Annotated in this window: 16 protein-coding genes and 1 pseudogene; 11 read left to right on the forward strand and 6 right to left on the reverse strand. The window is 59.9% G+C overall.

From position 1 onward, the window contains the following. The first annotated feature begins 165 nt into the window (after positions 1 to 165). Positions 166 to 2,793 (forward strand): glucosidase, encoded by a 2,628-nt coding sequence (locus CKW32_RS08100; protein WP_095184538.1) that lies wholly within the window; start codon positions 166 to 168, stop codon positions 2,791 to 2,793. Between the two features lie 92 nt (positions 2,794 to 2,885). Here CKW32_RS08100 and CKW32_RS08105 read toward each other — a convergent pair whose 3' ends face one another. Beyond that, positions 2,886 to 3,200, reverse strand: coding sequence for an SCP2 sterol-binding domain-containing protein (locus CKW32_RS08105; protein WP_032886566.1), 315 nt, complete (start codon positions 3,198 to 3,200; stop codon positions 2,886 to 2,888). A 56-nt stretch (positions 3,201 to 3,256) separates the two neighbouring features. Further along, positions 3,257 to 3,967: a histidine phosphatase family protein gene (locus tag CKW32_RS08110; protein ID WP_032886565.1), complete on the reverse strand. Its 711-nt coding sequence runs from the start codon at positions 3,965 to 3,967 to the stop codon at positions 3,257 to 3,259. 207 nt (positions 3,968 to 4,174) lie between these two features. Between CKW32_RS08110 and sohB the strand changes: the two genes are divergently transcribed. Together sohB and CKW32_RS08120 are read left to right on the forward strand one after the other, a co-directional pair. Continuing rightward, positions 4,175 to 5,200, forward strand: a complete 1,026-nt coding sequence (gene sohB, locus CKW32_RS08115) for a protease SohB (RefSeq protein WP_017135929.1) — start codon at positions 4,175 to 4,177, stop codon at positions 5,198 to 5,200. A gap of 319 nt (positions 5,201 to 5,519) precedes the next feature. Further along, positions 5,520 to 7,088, forward strand: a complete 1,569-nt coding sequence (locus tag CKW32_RS08120; protein ID WP_095184539.1) for a TerC family protein — start codon at positions 5,520 to 5,522, stop codon at positions 7,086 to 7,088. Positions 7,089 to 7,107: 19 nt separating this feature from the next. On the opposite strand, the pseudogene CKW32_RS08125 reads toward CKW32_RS08120, so the two are convergent. Beyond that, positions 7,108 to 7,398, reverse strand: a pseudogene (locus CKW32_RS08125) (thioredoxin family protein); the annotation flags it as partial. Between the two features lie 74 nt (positions 7,399 to 7,472). After that, positions 7,473 to 7,721 carry a hypothetical protein gene (locus CKW32_RS08130; RefSeq protein WP_032886558.1) on the reverse strand — a complete coding sequence of 83 codons (249 nt, stop codon included), beginning with the start codon at positions 7,719 to 7,721 and terminating at the stop codon, positions 7,473 to 7,475. 332 nt (positions 7,722 to 8,053) lie between these two features. On the opposite strand from CKW32_RS08130, the gene CKW32_RS08135 reads away from it, so the two are divergent. From CKW32_RS08135 to CKW32_RS08170, 8 genes are all read left to right on the forward strand, one after another. Continuing rightward, positions 8,054 to 8,902 carry a transporter substrate-binding domain-containing protein gene (locus CKW32_RS08135; RefSeq protein WP_032886556.1) on the forward strand — a complete coding sequence of 283 codons (849 nt, stop codon included), beginning with the start codon at positions 8,054 to 8,056 and terminating at the stop codon, positions 8,900 to 8,902. 52 nt (positions 8,903 to 8,954) lie between these two features. Continuing rightward, on the forward strand, positions 8,955 to 9,617 hold the full coding sequence (locus CKW32_RS08140; RefSeq protein WP_065878346.1) for an amino acid ABC transporter permease: 663 nt from the start codon (positions 8,955 to 8,957) through the stop codon (positions 9,615 to 9,617). An 11-nt stretch (positions 9,618 to 9,628) separates the two neighbouring features. Then, entirely contained in the window at positions 9,629 to 10,291 is a 663-nt protein-coding gene (locus CKW32_RS08145) for an amino acid ABC transporter permease (RefSeq protein ID WP_095184540.1), read from the forward strand. Then, positions 10,288 to 11,070: an amino acid ABC transporter ATP-binding protein gene (locus CKW32_RS08150; RefSeq protein ID WP_032886550.1), complete on the forward strand. Its 783-nt coding sequence runs from the start codon at positions 10,288 to 10,290 to the stop codon at positions 11,068 to 11,070. Before CKW32_RS08145 ends, CKW32_RS08150 begins: the two co-directional genes overlap by 4 nt. Positions 11,071 to 11,086: 16 nt before the next feature. Beyond that, complete coding sequence (locus CKW32_RS08155; RefSeq protein WP_010210958.1) at positions 11,087 to 11,476, forward strand: RidA family protein; 390 nt, start codon at positions 11,087 to 11,089, stop codon at positions 11,474 to 11,476. A gap of 166 nt (positions 11,477 to 11,642) precedes the next feature. Beyond that, positions 11,643 to 12,407 carry an IclR family transcriptional regulator gene (locus tag CKW32_RS08160; protein WP_032886547.1) on the forward strand — a complete coding sequence of 255 codons (765 nt, stop codon included), beginning with the start codon at positions 11,643 to 11,645 and terminating at the stop codon, positions 12,405 to 12,407. A 9-nt stretch (positions 12,408 to 12,416) separates the two neighbouring features. Then, a complete protein-coding gene (locus CKW32_RS08165) occupies positions 12,417 to 13,625 on the forward strand; it encodes an amino acid deaminase (RefSeq protein ID WP_032886545.1) in 1,209 nt (402 codons plus the stop codon). A gap of 118 nt (positions 13,626 to 13,743) precedes the next feature. Then, positions 13,744 to 14,652, forward strand: coding sequence for a sugar kinase (locus CKW32_RS08170; RefSeq protein ID WP_095184541.1), 909 nt, complete (start codon positions 13,744 to 13,746; stop codon positions 14,650 to 14,652). A gap of 111 nt (positions 14,653 to 14,763) precedes the next feature. Here CKW32_RS08170 and CKW32_RS08175 read toward each other — a convergent pair whose 3' ends face one another. Together CKW32_RS08175 and CKW32_RS08180 are read right to left on the reverse strand one after the other, a co-directional pair. Continuing rightward, complete coding sequence (locus tag CKW32_RS08175; RefSeq protein ID WP_003174397.1) at positions 14,764 to 15,039, reverse strand: peptidylprolyl isomerase; 276 nt, start codon at positions 15,037 to 15,039, stop codon at positions 14,764 to 14,766. 43 nt (positions 15,040 to 15,082) lie between these two features. Then, positions 15,083 to 17,578 carry a PAS domain-containing protein gene (locus CKW32_RS08180; protein ID WP_095184542.1) on the reverse strand — a complete coding sequence of 832 codons (2,496 nt, stop codon included), beginning with the start codon at positions 17,576 to 17,578 and terminating at the stop codon, positions 15,083 to 15,085. Positions 17,579 to 17,687: the final 109 nt, after the last annotated feature.

Genomic DNA, 17,687 nt, shown 5'->3' on the forward strand with positions numbered 1-17,687 from the left:
GTCTTTTACTGGATTTTGTTGGGCCCCAGGTGCGCTTGCAAACGAAGATTCCTCTGGACTTCATTCTGCAAATGAATGAACGGCATTCTCTTCCAAGTCTTCATGTGCACGCGGGTGTGGATGGGTTCTACACTGCTCCTCACCTTGTCGGCGATGGAGGACCCAATGACGGCCACGCCCGTAACGCAAACGATTGAAGGCCAACGCCTGGCCACTGAAGACGCCGAGCGCTGGCGCGAATGGGGCCCATACCTGAGTGAACGCCAATGGGGCACCGTGCGTGAAGACTACAGCGCCGATGGCGATGCCTGGCGCTACTTTCCCCATGAACACGCGCGCAGCCGCGCCTACCGTTGGGGTGAGGACGGCCTGGCCGGTTTCAGCGACAAGGCGCAACGCTGGTGCCTCGGGCTGGCGCTGTGGAACGAGCGCGATGCGATCCTCAAGGAGCGGTTGTTCGGTCTCAACAACGCCGAGGGCAACCATGGCGAGGACGTCAAGGAACTGTACTTTTTCGTCGATGGCGTACCGAGTCATGCCTACATGCGCATGCTCTACAAATACCCCCATGCCGCCTTTCCCTATGCTGACCTGATCACCGAGAACGCCCGTCGCGGGCTGGGTGATGCCGAGTATGAAATCCTCGATACCGGCGTGTTTGAGGACAACCGCTATTGCGATGTCAGCGTCGAGTACGCCAAGCAGCAGCCTGACGATATTTTCATGCGGGTCACGGTGCATAACCGCTCGGAGCAGCCGACGCGTTTGCAGGTAATGCCTCAACTGTGGGCGCGTAACGACTGGAGTTGGACCTTTGATGCGCCCAAGCCGCAGTTGCGGCTGGACGGCGAGCAGGTGTTGGCCCGTCATCATGAATTGCCGGATCGTTATCTGAGTGCCTGGGGCCAGGATGGCTTGGAATGGTTGTTCTGCGAAAACGAAAGCAATGTCGTCAAGCTGGACGGGCAGGTGGCACCGGGCCCGTTCAAGGATGGCATCAACGATTACGTGGTCAGTGGCGCTCAATCGGCGATTCGCCGGGACACCGGTACCAAGGTTGCCGCGCGGTTCATCCTTGAACTGGCAGGGCAGGAAAGCAAAACTTTGTACCTGCGCTTTGCCCCCGTGGATGCGCCCGCGGCCAACGCCCGTAAGTTGTTCGAGCAACGTCGTCAGGAAGCCGATGACTTCTATGCGGCCCTGCAACAGGGCATTGGCGATGCGGACGCGCGCAATGTGCAGCGCCAAGCCCTGGCTGGCTTGTTGTGGTCCAAGCAGCTCTACTATTTCGACGTGAACCAATGGCTCGATGGTGACCCAGCCCAGCCAGCGCCGCCGCCTGAGCGCCTGCATATCCGCAATACCCATTGGCGGCACCTGTCCAACTTCGACATCCTTTCCATGCCCGACACCTGGGAATACCCGTGGTATGCCTCGTGGGACCAGGGCTTTCAGGCGGTGGCGATGGCGCTGATCGATCCGGGTTACGCCAAGCAACAGTTGTTGCTGCTGGTGAAGGATCGCTTCATGCATCCCAACGGCCAACTGCCGGCTTATGAATGGCGCTTCGATGATGCGAACCCGCCGGTGCATGCCTGGGCCAGTTGGCGGGTGTACCAGCAGGACAAGGCGTTGACCGGTGTAGGCGACATGGATTTTCTAGAGAGGATTTTCCATAAGCTGCTGCTGAATTTTTCCTGGTGGGTCAACCGCAAGGACGCCGAGGGCCGCAACTTGTTCCAGGGCGGTTTCCTCGGGCTGGATAACATTGCGTTGTTTGACCGTTCGGCGGCATTGCCGCCGGGGTATCAGTTGGACCAGGCCGACGGCACAGCGTGGGTTGCCGCGTATGCCCTGGACCTGATGCGCATCGCCCTGGAACTGGCCAGGCGCAATGCCGTGTACGTGGATATTGCGGTGAAGTTTTTCGAACATTTCCTGTATATCGCCGGTGCCATTAACCGGGTCGATGACAGTGCCGAAGGTTTGTGGGATGAGCAGGACCTGTTCTTCTACGACGTGCTGCACAGCCCCGATGGGCAGAACGAGCCGGTACGTTTGCGCTCCATCGTCGGCCTGATGCCGTTGTTCGCCGTGCTGGTGCTGGAGCAGCGCGAGCATGAAGGCCTGGAGGGTTTGCGCGAACGGTTGCTGGGCTTTATGAAACACCGGCCGGACTTGGCTAAATTGGTCTCACGCTGGAACGAGCCAGGGCAGGGCAATCGCTTGTTGCTGGCGTTGTTGCGGGGCGAACGCACAAAGGACCTGCTTCGACGCATGTTGGAGGACAGTGAGTTCCTCTCTGCGTTTGGCGTGCGCTCGCTGTCCAAAGCCTTCGCCGAACAGCCCCTGGCGCTGAAGATGAACGGCGACACCCTCAGCGCGCGTTACCAGCCTGGCGAGTCCGACTCACGATTGTATGGCGGCAACTCGAATTGGCGTGGGCCCGTGTGGATGCCTGTCAACTACATGCTGATTGAATCGCTGCGTGAATTTCATCGGTACTACGCGGATAACTTCTCGGTGGAGTACCCAACGGGCAGCGGGTATCTGTCATCCCTGGAGGAAGTGGCTGAAGGCCTCAGTCAGCGGCTGACCGGGCTGTTTCTAAGGGATGACAATGGATGTAGGCCATCGATGGCGGGCTATTCGCAGTTGGAAGCGGACCCGCTCAGCCGTGATCTGGTGTTGTTCCATGAGTATTTTCACGGGGAAACCGGGCGCGGGTTGGGGGCGTCCCATCAGACGGGGTGGAGTGCGTTGGTGGCGTTGCTGCTGCAACCGAAGGTCTGAGTTGCGGCCTCGGACCTTGATTGATCCCAGGTTAGTTGGCAAAAAAAATCCCGCCTGGAGAGGCGGGATCGAGATGCAAGCTTGCCTGTGAATCAGGAAGGGAACAGCTCACTCAGTTTCATCGCCAGCATCATGTCGCCTTCAGTGCGCAGTTTGCCGCCCATGAAGGCCTGCATGCCGTCAGTCGAACCGTCGACGATGCCTTCCAGGGTCGCGCTGTCCATGACCAGGGTCACTTGTGCGTCCGGGTTTTCACCTTCATGCAGTTCGCAGGTTTTGTCTTTGACGACCAGGGAAAAGTTCTTGGTGTCATCGATACGGAAACCGAATACCAGGTCCAAGCCGTCGGCAGCGCTTGGGTTGAATTTGGCTTTCATTGCTTCTACAGCTTTGGCTACGTCAGTCATGGTTTCGATCCTTTTGGGTGGAGTCCAGTGACCTTAGGGTCACGGTTGGCCGCACTTCATCGGAAGGTGATGAGTTGCGGCGCCTTCAACAGTTGCAAGTGGCTATGACTGTTGAAGGAAGCCAGTGCCACCTCGCGACCGCGGAATTTCAGCTGGTTGAGCGAGGTGTTAACAATTTGCCAGTTCAGTTCAAAAGCCTGTGTAGCAGGCATTCGGGTAATCAGGTGAAGCAGGGCGGTGATGGTGCCGCCGGAGGTGAACACGGCGATTTTCTGTGTGTTGTCTGCGGCATCGAGAATGCGTTGCAAGCCACCCTGAACGCGCTCGACAAACCCCAGCCAGCTTTCCAGTCCCGGCGTGTCATAAGTGCCGGCCAACCAGCGTTCGATGATCAGGGCGAAGATGCGTTGGAATTCGCTGCGGTTCTGCGCGGCATTGCGCAGGATGTCCAGGGCGTCGGGTTCGGTGGTGAGCAGGTCGGGGAGCAGGGCGCGGATGATCGCTTCAGCATCGAATTCGTTGAAGGCGCTGTCGGTTTCCAAGACCGGAACCGGCAGGCCAAGGGCGCGGTATTGATCGAAGGCAGCCGTGGCGGTGTGCTGCTGGCGGCGCAGATCGCCGGCCACGCAGCGGTCGAACACGATGCCCATGTCCGCCAGGTGGCGACCGAGCACTTGTGCCTGCTCCACACCAACGGGCGACAGGACGTCATAGTCGTCTGCACCGAAGGAGGCCTGGCCATGTCGAATCAGATAGATGCTGCCCACGTCCGTTTTCCCGGTACGTTGAAAGTCTGGCGAGGTTATGGGGATGCCAGGGAGCTGTCAATGAAAAAACATACGCTTGTTTTAAAAGCTCCTTAGAGGCCTTGGCTGTCGACGGTTTGATCACTGGCCCGAATGCGGTGCCATCGGTATGCTTGGGCAATCCGCGCCTGGCGCACTGCTCTTGTAAATGCACTTGTAAGGAGTCACATGGATTTTTTGGCCGAATATGCCAGCTTCCTGGCGAAGACTGTCACCCTGGTGGTCGCTATTCTGGTGGTACTGATCAGCTTCGCCGCACTGCGCAGTAAAGGTCGTCGCAAATCCGCCGGCCAACTGCAGGTCAGCAAGCTCAATGATTTCTACAAAGGCCTGCGCGAGCGCCTGGAGTCGAGTCTGCTCGACAAGGACCAGCTCAAAGCCCTGCGCAAGTCCGAAAGCAAAACTGAAAAGAAGAACAGTAAGAAAAAACCCGAGGCCAAGCCACGGGTATTCGTGCTGGATTTCGACGGTGACATCAAGGCCTCGGCGACCGAGAGCCTGCGCCATGAAATCACCGCATTGCTGAGCTTGGCCACGCCCAAGGACGAAGTGGTGCTGCGTCTGGAAAGTGGTGGTGGCATGGTGCACAGCTACGGCTTGGCCTCGTCACAATTGGCGCGTATCCGCCAGGCGGGCGTGCCATTGACCGTGTGCATCGACAAGGTCGCGGCCAGCGGCGGTTACATGATGGCGTGCATCGGCGAGAAGATCATCAGCGCGCCGTTTGCCATCCTGGGCTCCATCGGCGTCGTGGCGCAGTTGCCCAACGTCAATCGCCTGCTCAAAAAACACGATATCGACTTTGAAGTGCTGACCGCCGGCGAATACAAACGCACCCTCACCGTGTTTGGCGAAAACACCGAAAAGGGCCGCGAGAAGTTTCAGGAAGACCTGGATATCACTCATCAACTGTTCAAGAACTTCGTGTCGCGGTATCGCCCGCAGTTGGCGATTGATGACGTGGCCACGGGTGAAGTGTGGCTCGGCGTTGCAGCCCTCGACAAACAATTGGTCGACGAGCTGCAAACCAGCGACGAATACCTGGCCACCAAGGCCAAGACCGCCGAGGTGTTCCACCTGCACTATGCCGAGCGCAAAAGCCTGCAAGAGCGCGTGGGCCTGGCGGCCAGCGGTTCGGTGGACCGGGTGCTGCTGACCTGGTGGAGCCGGTTGACCCAGCAGCGGTTCTGGTAACCCGACCTTCAGAATGCATGGGGTCCCCTGTGGGAGGGAGCAAGCCACCTCCCACAGGGGTATGGGTTTCAAAGACAGGTTTTGTAATAGTTTTGCGTTGTGGGAAACTTGCTTTTCGCCTGTAGGATTCAAGTCCTTTTTGTTATTTCAGGATTTGCATGAACACCCTCTCGGAGCCCCCCAGTCGTCTTTCCCCAAGACATCCGCTGCTGCCGTTCCCGCTGAAACATCCCGTATTCCGACTGCTAACCTTGTTCCGGTCCACTGACCGCGCTTTGCCGTGTCCGGCATTCTGAAACCTAGATAGAGATTTATATAAATGGAATGGTTAGCGGATCCAACGGCCTGGCTCGGCCTGTTGACCTTGATTGTGCTGGAACTGGTGCTGGGTATCGACAACCTGGTGTTTATCGCGATCCTGGCGGACAAGTTGCCACCGGAGCAGCGTGACCGTGCGCGGTTGATCGGTTTGTCCCTGGCATTGCTGATGCGCCTTGGCCTGCTGGCGAGTATTTCGTGGTTGGTGACCCTCACCCAGCCGCTGTTCGAGGTGTTCGACAAGAGTTTCTCCGGTCGTGACCTGATCATGCTGTTCGGTGGTGTATTCCTGCTGTTCAAGGCCACCATGGAATTGCACGAGCGCCTTGAAGGGCATGTGGCTCAGCGCACGGGCAACGTGGCGTATGCGATGTTCTGGCCGATCGTGGCGCAGATCGTGGTCCTTGATGCGGTGTTCTCCCTGGATGCGGTGATTACCGCCGTGGGCATGGTGGATGAGCTGGCGGTGATGATGATCGCGGTGATCATTTCCATCGGCCTGATGATCGTGGCGAGCAAGCCGCTGACGCGCTTCGTGAACGCCCATCCCACAGTGATCATGCTGTGCCTGGGCTTCCTGATGATGATCGGTTTTGCGCTGACCGCCGAAGGCCTGGGTTTCCATATTCCGAAGGGTTACCTGTACGCAGCCATTGGCTTCTCGATCCTGATCGAAGTGTTCAACCAGATTGCCCGCGCCCGTCGCAAGAAATCGGCGCAGGGCGTGTTGCCGGTGCGCGAGCGTACTGCCCATGCGGTGATGCGCTTGCTCGGCGGTCGCAGCCTGGCGGTAGAAGAGGTGGGCGAAGACGTGGCCGACTTGCTGGGCGAAACAGATGCCAATCAGGGCCCGCTGTTTGATCGACGTGAACGCGTGATGATCAGTGGCGTGCTGCAACTGGCCGAGCGGCCGATTCGTACCTTGATGACGCCGCGGGCCAAGGTCGACTTTATCGACCTGGCGGACGATGCCGAAACGATTCGCCTGAAATTGATGCATTCGTCCTACTCTCGCCTGCCGTTGATCCGCAACGGCGTGGTAGATGAGCCGTTGGGCTTCGTGCATAAAAAGGAACTGCTCAAGGAATACCTGGCCGGCAACGAGCCGAACCTGGAGCACCTGGCGCGTCGAGCGATCAACCTGCTGGAGAGTTTTTCGATCCTCAACGCCCTGGAACAGATGCGTCAGGAGTCGACCCACATCGCCTTCGTGATCAACGAATTCGGCGACTTCATGGGCGTGTTGAGCATGACCGACATTCTCGAGTCCATCGCCGGTGAATTGCCGGATGCCAGTGAGATCGAAGGGCCGGATATTGTCGAAGAGGGCGATGGCTTCCGTGCCAATGGCGCCTTGAACCTGACCCAGATTCGTCAGCGTACCGGCTTCAAGGTTGTCGCGACGGAGGATTACCAGACTCTGGCCGGGTTGGTGATGAGCCTGCTCGACCGCCTGCCCGTGGTGGGCGATAGCCTGGAGCATGAGGGCTGGCGCCTGACGGTGGCTGCGGTCGAGGAGCGGCGGGTGACGCAGGTGGTTTTGCACGCTTGTGGGGGGCATAGAGCATGAATGCGTTTTCGATCGTCTGCACTTGTTCGTCCTCGGGGCCGAACCCTTCGAACGTCTCCATCAGTGTGCCGTTGAGATAAATCAGCAGCGTTGGGGTACCCGTAACCTTCGGGTGCCTCGGGGTTTTCGCGCAATCAAGTACCAGGCTCACCACTGAGCTGTACTTGCGGGCAATCCTCTGGAACAGCGGCCCGGAAATCGCGCAGCCCGGGCAGTGATCTGAGACAAACAGCAGGAATACCGGCCGCGACGTGCTCAGTACGCGCTGGTAATCCTCGGCATTGGCAATGGTCGCGGTGGCAATCCCCATGATGATCTCCTTACGAGCGGCGCGGGTTTCTGCCAACGCTAAGCTCGAGGGTCATCGTCGTCTACTGTCAACCTTCACAGGTCCGCGTCACGCTCCAGGCGTTCGCGGGCCTTGCGTGCCTGGTTCGCGCACTTGCGGTATTCCTCATTGTCACTGGACGCTTTGGCGCGGCGATAGCCATGGTGGTTTTGGCTGCTGTAATTGATGTCGAAGGCTTCTTTGAGCTTGCGCAATTCTTCTTTGCATTCGCGGCGGTCGTTGTTGGCCGACGCGCTGCCGGCGGCCAGAAACGAAAGCAGTACCAGGGTGAGACTGAGCTTCATCGCAATGCAGTCCTTGTCGTTGGGTGTGTGCCAAAGGCTAGCCCAGCACAGGGATTTTTCCATGGGGCGGGCGCACCGTCGGGGTGCGCGGTAGCGGGGCGGTGACGCACGCCAATGGCGCTGTGATCCCCTGTGAGGCCTTGGGTAGCAATCTGAATCCGGATGCTAGCGCAACGCCGCATCTTACGCCTCGCGTTATCTATCTGATTACCAAGGACTTTACCGAGGCCGTAGTTTTCGCTAAGTGCGTATGGCACACTTTCTGCTGTCTATTCCGTTGTTACATACTTAGTTCCGGTATAGCGGAATACACAACTTCTGGAGTGCTTGTCATGCATCACCGACCTTCCGTGTTCAAAGCGTGTGTTTTTCTCTTCGCCGCATCGGCTTCCCTCGCAGGCGTTGTGCAGGCGGCGGACAGCAAGCTCGATAACGTGCTCAAACGTGGGCATTTGATCGTGGGTACAGGCAGTACCAATGCGCCGTGGCACTTCCAGGGAGCGGATGGCAAGTTGCAGGGGTTTGATATCGACATCGGCCGCATCGTGGCCAAAGGTTTGTTCAACGATCCGAGCAAGGTCGAGTTTGTGGTGCAGTCGTCTGACGCGCGCATTCCCAACCTGTTGACGGACAAAGTCGACATGAGCTGCCAGTTCATCACCGTCACCGCCAGCCGTGCACAGCAGGTGGCGTTCACCCTGCCGTACTACCGCGAAGGCGTGGGCCTGCTGCTGCCGAACAACAGCAAGTACAAAGAGATTGAAGACCTGCAGGCGGCTGGCGATGGCGTCACCGTGGCCGTGCTGCAAAACGTGTATGCCGAAGAACTGGTGCACCAGGCGCTGCCCAAGGCGAAGGTCGACCAGTACGACAGCGTCGACCTGATGTACCAGGCCGTGAATTCCGGTCGCGCCGATGCCGCCGCCACCGACCAATCCTCGGTCAAATACCTGATGGTGCAGAACCCCGGCCGCTACCGCAGCCCGGCTTACGCCTGGAGCCCGCAAACCTACGCGTGCGCGGTCAAGCGTGGTGATCAGGACTGGCTGAACTTCGTCAACACTGCCCTGCATGAAGCCATGACCGGTGTGGAATTCCCAACCTACAAAGCCTCGTTCAAGCAGTGGTTCGGTGTCGACCTGCCAGAACCGGCGATTGGTTTCCCTGTTGAATTCAAGTGATCCGGAACAACCGGGGTGCCTGCCAAGGCGCCCCAACTAGGTACTGTCGACCATGAACTATCAGTTGAACTTTGCCGCCGTGTGGCGCGATTTCGACACCTTGCTGGCGGGGCTCGGTCTTGGCCTGCAACTGGCATTGCTGTCGATCGCCATCGGCTGCGTGATCGGCCTGTTGATGGCGTTTGCCATGCTGTCCAAACATCGTGCGCTGCGCATCTTCGCCTCGGTGTATGTGACAGTGATTCGCAACACGCCGATCCTGGTGCTGATCCTGTTGATCTACTTCGCCTTGCCCAGCCTGGGTATCCGGCTGGACAAGATCCCCTCGTTCATCATCACGCTGTCGTTGTACGCCGGTGCCTACCTGACCGAAGTGTTCCGCGCCGGTCTGTTGAATATTCCCAAGGGGCTGCGTGAAGCCGGATTGGCGATTGGCCTCGGCGAGTGGCGTATCCGTGCGTATATCACCGTGCCGGTGATGTTGCGCAATGTGCTGCCGGCGCTCTCGAACAACTTTATCTCGCTGTTCAAGGACACCTCGCTCGCCGCTGCGATTGCGGTGCCCGAGCTGACCTATTACGCCCGCAAGATCAACGTCGAAAGCTACCGGGTGATTGAAACCTGGCTGGTCACGACCGCGCTCTACGTGGCTGCCTGTTACCTCATTGCCATGTTGCTCCGCTACCTGGAACAGCGTCTGGCGATCCGTCGTTAAGGAGGGTTTTTATGTACGAATCCCCCAGTTGGCTACACGAGTTGTGGGTCGCCCGAGAGACCCTCTGGGCCGGCTTTCAGACCAGCATCTACTGCTCGGCGCTGGCGATTATCTTTGGCACCCTGATCGGCATCTTCGCCGGGTTGGTGCTGACCTACGGCAAATTCTGGATGCGTGCGCCGTTTCGCCTGTATGTGGATTTGATCCGCGGTACACCGGTGTTCGTGTTGGTGTTGGCGTGTTTCTACATGCTGCCGGCGCTCGGCTGGCAGATCAGCGCGTTCCAGGCCGGTGCCGTCGGGCTCACGCTGTTCTGCGGCTCCCATGTGTCGGAAATCGTGCGCGGCGCACTGCAAGCCATTCCCCGTGGGCAACTGGAAGCGGGTAAGGCGATTGGCCTTACGTTCTACCAGTCCCTGGCCTACGTGCTGTTGCCCCAGGCATTGCGGCAGATCCTGCCGACCTGGGTCAATTCCTCCACGGAGATCGTCAAGGCCTCGACCTTGCTCTCGGTGATCGGCGTGGCCGAGTTGCTGCTCAGTACCCAGCAAGTCATCGCACGTACCTTCATGACCCTGGAGTTCTACCTGTTCGCCGGGTTTATGTTCTTTGTCATCAACTACGCCATCGAGTTATTCGGGCGCTACATTGAAAAGCGGGTGGCCTTGCCATGAACCAACCTCAAACAACCGAGCCGCTGCTGAACATTCGCGGCCTGCGCAAACAATACGGCGATGTGGAAGTGCTCAAGGGCGTCGACCTGTCCATGCAGCGCGGCAACGTAGTGACCTTGATCGGTTCCAGCGGCTCGGGCAAGACCACGCTGCTGCGTTGCGTCAACCTGCTGGAAGAGTTCCAGGGCGGCCAGATCACCCTGGACGGCGAATCCATCGGCTACAGCGACATTGGCGGCAAGCGCGTGCGCCACCCCGAACGCGTCATCGCCCAGCACCGGGCGATGACCGGCATGGCGTTCCAGCAGTTCAACCTGTTTCCGCACCTGACCGCCTTGCAGAACGTCACCCTGGGCCTGCTCAAGGTTAAGAAGATGGGCAAGGATGAAGCCGTGGCTTTGGCGGAAAAATGGCTGGACCGCGTAGGACTTTTAGAGCGCCGCAATCACTTCCCCGGCCAGTTGTCCGGCGGCCAGCAACAGCGTGTCGCGATTGCCCGTGCGATTGCGATGAACCCCAGCTTGATGCTGTTCGACGAAGTCACCTCAGCCCTCGATCCGGAGTTAGTAGGTGAAGTGCTCAGTGTGATCAAAGGCCTGGCGGAAGAGGGCATGACCATGTTGCTGGTCACCCACGAAATGCGCTTTGCCTATGAAGTCTCGGACAAGATCGTATTCATGAACCAGGGGCGGATTGAAGAGCAGGGCTCGTCGAAGGATATCTTCGAGCGGCCTCAATCGCCGCGCCTGGCGGAATTTCTCAAGAACATTCGTTTTTAATCAGGAGCATCGTTTTATGAGCATCACTCGTTACGGAGCCGGCAGTACTGCCGGCGGTGGCCAGCCTCGTCCCTTCGCCCGCGCGGTGGAAGCGGACGGTTGGCTGTACGTCTCGGGCCAAGTGCCTGCGGTGGACGGCGAAATCATCACCGGCGGGATCATCGAACAAACCCGCCAGACCATGCGCAACGTGGTGGCGATCCTCGAAGAAGCCGGCTACGAGCTCAAAGACGTGGTGCGCGTCGGCGTATGGCTGGAAGACCCTCGGGACTTCTGGAGTTTCAACAAGGTCTTCGGCGAATACTTCACACCCGAACATGCCCCGGCGCGGGCCTGTGTACAGGCCAATATGATGGTGGATTGCAAGGTGGAGATTGATTGTGTGGCCTACAAGAAAAAGGGCTAAATTGCCCCACTCTTAAGCACCAGAGATCAAATGTGGGAGGGGGCTTGCCCCCCGATAGCGGTGTATCAGTAACAGAGGTGTTGATTGACACGCTGCCATCGGGGGCAAGCCCCCTCCCACAGTGGACCTGCGCCAGCCCTACCATTTCGACCGGACCGAAATTGCCATGACCGAAGACACCATCAAACGCCGCGCCAAAGGCCTGGACCGTGCATTCGACATCCTTGATTTCCTCAAGGAAGTCGGCCAGCCCCTGCGGCCGAATGATATCGCCAGCGGCATTGGCAGCCCCAAGTCCACCGTCTATGAATTGGTCGCATCCTTGCTGGAGCGCCGCATTCTGGAAACCGTGGGCAAGGACGGTCACGTCTACCTCGGTCGTCAGTTGTACTTCCTCGGCCAGGCGCACCTGCGACACTTCGACCTGACTCGCGAGGCCGATCACGCCTTGCAGGAGATCGTCAGCCAGACCCATGAAACCGCGCAGATGTGCCTGCTCAACGGGCGCAAATACACCGTGGCGCTGATGCGCGAAGGCGAGCGGCATTTCCGGATTTCTTCGGACATCGGCGAAAACGCCCCGATCCCCTGGACCGCCTCCGGGCGCCTGTTGCTGGGGCACCTGAGTGACCAGCAAATTGTCGACCTGATCGACCACGATGACTTCATCCTGCCGGACGGCCAGCGTCTGCCGCTGGAAACGTTCCTCGCGCAAATCCGTCAGGCTACCCTCGATGGGTTCTTTTCCTTCGACAGTGTGGCCGACACCTTTACCCATTGCTTTGCCGCCCCGGTGCGGGACGCGCAAGGCATCAGCATTGCGACCCTGTGCATCGTCGCCCCTCGGGCCGATGCGCAAAAAAACTACAACGACTATCGCCGGGTGTTGATCGACAGCGCCAATCACCTGGCGCGTCGCATCAACGAATAGGAGCTTTACATGTCTGCCATCAACGCCGTTGAAAAAGGCGCCGCCGCCGTCGGCGCCCACCTGGTCCGAGACGTCAGCCTGCCGGCCCTGGTGCTGCACCGCGACGCCCTGGAACACAACATCCGTTGGATGCAGGAGTTTGTCAGCAACAGCGGCGCCGAACTCGCGCCCCATGGCAAGACCAGCATGATGCCGGCACTGTTCCAGCGTCAGATCGCCCAGGGCGCCTGGGGTATTACCCTGGCCAACGCCGTGCAGACCCGCGCCGCCTATGCCGGAGGTGTGCGCCGTGTGTTGATGGCCAACCAACTGGTGGGCGCGCCGAACATGGCGTTGATCGCCGACCTGCTGGCGGACAAGGATTTTGACTTCCACTGTATGGTCGACCACCCGGATAACGTCGCCGACCTGGGCCTGTTCTTCGCCGCCCGTGGCCTGCGCCTGAACGTGATGATCGAGTACGGCGTGGTTGGCGGCCGTTGCGGTTGCCGCAGCGAGCAGGAAGTGCGCGACCTGGCCAAGGCGATCAAGGCCCAGCCGGCCCTGGCCCTCACCGGTATTGAAGGCTACGAAGGCGTGATCCATGGCGAGCACGCCGTCAGCGGCATCCGCGACTTCGCCGCCAGCTTGGTGCGCCTGGCGGTGGACTTGCAGAACAACGGTTCTTTCGACTTGGCCAAGCCGATCGTCACAGCGTCGGGCTCGGCGTGGTACGACCTGATCGCCGAATCCTTTGAAGCGCAGAACGCCGCCGGCCGCTTCCTCAGCGTATTGCGCCCCGGCAGTTATGTGGCCCACGACCATGGCATCTACAAAGAAGCTCAATGCTGCGTACTCGACCGCCGCAGCGATCTCAGTGAAGGCCTGCGCCCGGCCCTGGAAGTCTGGGCTCATGTGCAGTCGTTGCCTGAGCCCGGTTTTGCGGTGATCGCCCTCGGTAAGCGCGACGTGGCCTACGACGCCGGGTTGCCGGTGCCACTCAAGCGCTACAAGGCCGGTATTGTGCCGGCGCAAGGCGATGATGTGAGCGCGTGCAAGGTCACGGCCGTGATGGACCAGCATGCGTTCATGGTCGTGGCGCCTGGGGTTGAACTGCGCATTGGTGACATCATTTCCTTTGGCACTTCCCATCCTTGCCTGACGTTTGACAAGTGGCAGGTGGGTTGCCTGGTGGATGAACAGTTGCAGGTGATCGAGTCCCTGCATACCAGCTTCTAGATCGCGTCGCTCCTATCGGGGGCAAGCCCCCTCCCACATTTGAAATGTGTTCACACATCAAAGTATGGGAGGGGGCTTGCCCCCGATGAGGCCATCAGCCCCCCCCGAGACAGCAGCCATGACCACCCATCCACGCATCGCCCTCATCGGTGAATGCATGATCGAACTGCAACACCGCGCCGACGGTAGCCTGCAACAAAGCTTCGGCGGCGACACCCTGAACACGGCTGTGTACCTGCGCCGTGAGTTGGGCCCGATCGGCAGCGTCGATTACGTCACCGCCTTGGGCGATGACAGCTTCAGCGACGCCATGTGTCAGCAATGGACCGACGAAGGCCTGGGGCTGGGCTTGGTCCAGCGCCTGCCGGGGCGGTTGCCGGGCTTGTACTGCATTCAGACCGACGCCAACGGCGAGCGTAAATTCCTCTACTGGCGCAACGAAGCCGCGGTGCGCGACTGTTTCACCACGCCGGCCGCCGAGCCCATCCTGGCCGAGTTGCCGGCCTATGACGTGGTCTATTTCAGCGGCATTACCCTGGCGGTGCTGGGGGAGGTTGGGCGCGAGCGTTTGCTGCAAGCGCTGGTTGACGCGCGCCGACGCGGCGCTACGGTGGTGTTCGACAACAACTACCGGCCGCGTTTGTGGGCCAGTGTCGAGGCGGCGCGTGCGGCTTATCGCAAGGTCTTGGCCGAGGTGGATATCGCCTTGCTCACCGAGGATGACGAGCGCGCGTTGTTTGGCTATGCCGACAGCGAGCAGGTGTTTGCGGCCTATCCGGCGATTGAGGAAGTGGTGCTAAAACGTGGGGCGGATGCGTGTTTGATCCGCTGTGCGCGGGAGCGTTTTGCGGTGCCGGCGTTGAAGGTCGAGAAGGTGGTGGACACCACAGCGGCAGGTGATTCGTTCAGTGCGGCGTATCTGGCCGGGCGGCTCAAGGGTGATTCGCCGGAGGAGGCTGCGTTGGCGGGGCATCGGTTGGCGAGCCGGGTCATCCAGGTACCGGGTGCGCTTATTCCCAGAGATTAAGTGAGTGGCCGCCCGCGGCGGATCGGGCCCACACGTGACCGCATTTCATCTGGAGGAATGCGATCCCTGTGGGAGGGGGCTTGCCCCCGATAGCGGTCTTAAGTCAAAGCCTCAGTCGCGGTAAAACACCTGCACCAAGTGATACCCAAACTTGCTCTTGATCGGCCCGTGAACCACCTTCACCGGCTTCTTGAAAATCACCGCATCAATCGCCCCGACCATCTGCCCCGGCCGCACTTCACCCAAATCGCCGCCACGTTTGCCCGACGGGCAGGTGGAGTACTTCTTGGCCAACACATCAAAGGCTTCGCCCTTGGCAATGCGCTGCTTGAGTTGTTCGGCTTCTTCACTGGTTTTCACCAGGATATGACGGGCTTGGGCTTTCATTGGTCTCTACCAGGTGTGCGACGGCGCGCGATTATGCCTGAACTCATTCGGCTACGTTGATCATGCTGCGGATTTTAGTCGCCAGCAGGTCGATGGAAAACGGCTTGGCCACCATGTCCATCCCATCTTCCAGGAAGCCCTGGCGCTCGGCGGCTTTTTCGGCGTAGCCGGTCATGAACAGCACCTTCAAGCCTGGGCGATGCTGGCGGGCAATCTCCGCCAGTTGCCGGCCGTTCATGCCCGGCAGGCCGACGTCGGTCACCAGCAGGTCCACGCGCAGATCCGACTCCAGCAGTGGCAACGCGGTGCGTGAATCCGCTGCCTGATGCGCGGTGTAGCCCAATTCATCCAGCACATTCACCACCAGCATGCGCACCGCCGCGTCGTCTTCAACCACCACGACTGCTTCACCGGCCAGTGCCACCGGCACTTCGCCGAGGCTGGCGGGCAGGTTGCTTTCCAGTGCGGTGCCATGCAGGCGTGGCAGGTACAGGCGCACGCAGGTGCCCTGGCCAGGTTCGCTCTGGATCGTGACGTGGCCGCCGGACTGCTGGGCAAACCCGTAAATCATCGACAGGCCCAGGCCGGTGCCCTGGCCGATGGGTTTGGTGGTGAAGAAAGGATCGAATGCTTTGGCAAGGATTTTGGGTGCCATGCCGGTGCCGTTGTCGCACACACCGAGCATCACGTAGTCGCCGGCCTTGACCGGTTCGAGGGTGGTTATGTCGGTGCCGTCCAGGTAGCTGTTGGCGGTTTCAATCAACAATTCGCCGCCGTCGGGCATGGCGTCGCGGGCGTTGATCACCAGGTTGAGCAGGGCGTTTTCCAGCTGGCTGGCGTCGGTGTTGACTGGCCAGATGTCTTGACCCAATTGCACCTTGAGCGTGATATGCGCGCCTTTGGTGCGCTGGAACAGGTCCTCCAGGGACGCTACTAACTGATTGGGGTCGGTGGGGCGACGGTCCAGTGACTGGCGCCGCGAAAACGCTAACAGGCGGTGAGTGAGGGCGGCAGCGCGGTGAGCCGACGACACGGCGGCATCGGTAAAGCGCCCGATTTCCTCGCTGCGCCCAGCGACGATATAGCGCTGCATCAGGTCCAGGCTGCCGATAATGCCGGTGAGCATGTTGTTGAAATCGTGGGCGATGCCGCCGGTGAGCTGGCCCAACGCTTCCATTTTCTGCGCATGGCGCAATGCATCTTCGGCGCGCTCGCGCTCGAACATCTCGTTTTGCAGGCGTTGGTTGGCCTCGGCCAGGGCCTGGGTGCGCTCGGCCACGCGTTCTTCGAGGTTATCGTTGAGGTGGCGCAGGGCTTCTTCGGTGAGTTTGCGTTCGGTCTCGTCAATCACAAAGATGTAGAAACCATTGACCGAGCCGTCATTGCTGAAACGCGGCAAGTATTTCATCAGCGCATGGCGGGGACGCCCGTCGCGGTGGGGCGTGATGGTCATGAAGCTGCACGCCTTGCCCTTGAGTGCGGCAGCGATCTGGTGTTCGCGCCCGGCATACACTTCGTCGCCCAATACTTCGCGGATGCTCTTGCCGTACAGCTCCTGGGGTGTCATGCCGTACCAATCAAGGTAGGCGCTGTTGTTCAGGCGAAAGCGCTGCTCGTGGTCGACGTAGCCGATCAGCACCGGCATGGCGTTGATGATCAGCTGCAATTCGGTCTGGCTTTGGCGCAGGGCCTGCTCGGTGTGCTTGCGCTCGGTCAGGTCCAGGGCGGCACCGAGGAAGCGCGCGGGGCGGCCGTTGTGATCCTTGTAGCAACGGCCTCGGGCAAACACCCAGCGGACTTGGCCATCGGCTTGTTGCAGGCGGTATTCCTCAGCGTATTCGGTGCCGTGGGTGATGCAGTGCTTGATACTGCGCGCCACCGTGGCCCGGTCTTCGGGATGCACACCTTGGAGGTAATCGCTGATGGGCAGCCGGTTCGCGTCGTCGGGGTCGACACCGTGCAGGTAGGCGAAGTGGGCGTCGGCAATAAAGTGATCCTCGCCGATGTCCCAATCCCAGGTGCCCACGGCGTCGGTCGCCGCCAGTGCAAGCTGCAAGCGTTGCTCGGTGTTGTGCTGGGCCTTGCGGCGCTCGTTGGTTTCAATGGCAGTGACGAGGATGCCGGCCACGTTGGCGCTTTCATCGCGGATCGGGCTGTAGGTCAGGTCGAGCCAGATTTCCGTGTCGCGATTATTGCGTTGCAGGACAAAGCGCTGCTCGCTGAAGGTGCGCACCTGGCCGCTGAGCACGGCGTCGTAGACCGGCCCGGTAAAGCTTTCCAGCTCTGGCCACGTCTGGTGCGCCGGTTGGCCCATGGCTTCGGGGTGTTTGTTTCCGGCCAGCAGGGCGAACCCGTCGTTGTAGAGTTGGGTGAGTTGGCTGCCCCACAGCAGGAGCATGGGCATCGGCGAATGGACAACAATATCGACCGCTGTGCGCAGGCTTTGCGGCCAATCATTGGCCTCACCGAGTGGGCTTCGTGCCCAGTCCAGCCGCGCAATTAATGCAGCGGCGTCGCTACCGGTGGATGTTCCTTTCATAAAAAGCCCTGAGCGTAACGCTTTGAAAAATGACAACACCCATTATCCCGTGAGTCGAGAATGGGTGACTACCCCCGAAAAATAGCATGCATTCGGCGTTTGTCTTCAA

Origin of the sequence: Pseudomonas sp. Irchel 3H9, from assembly GCF_900187495.1 — a bacterium.
Lineage (GTDB): Bacteria > Pseudomonadota > Gammaproteobacteria > Pseudomonadales > Pseudomonadaceae > Aquipseudomonas > Aquipseudomonas sivasensis.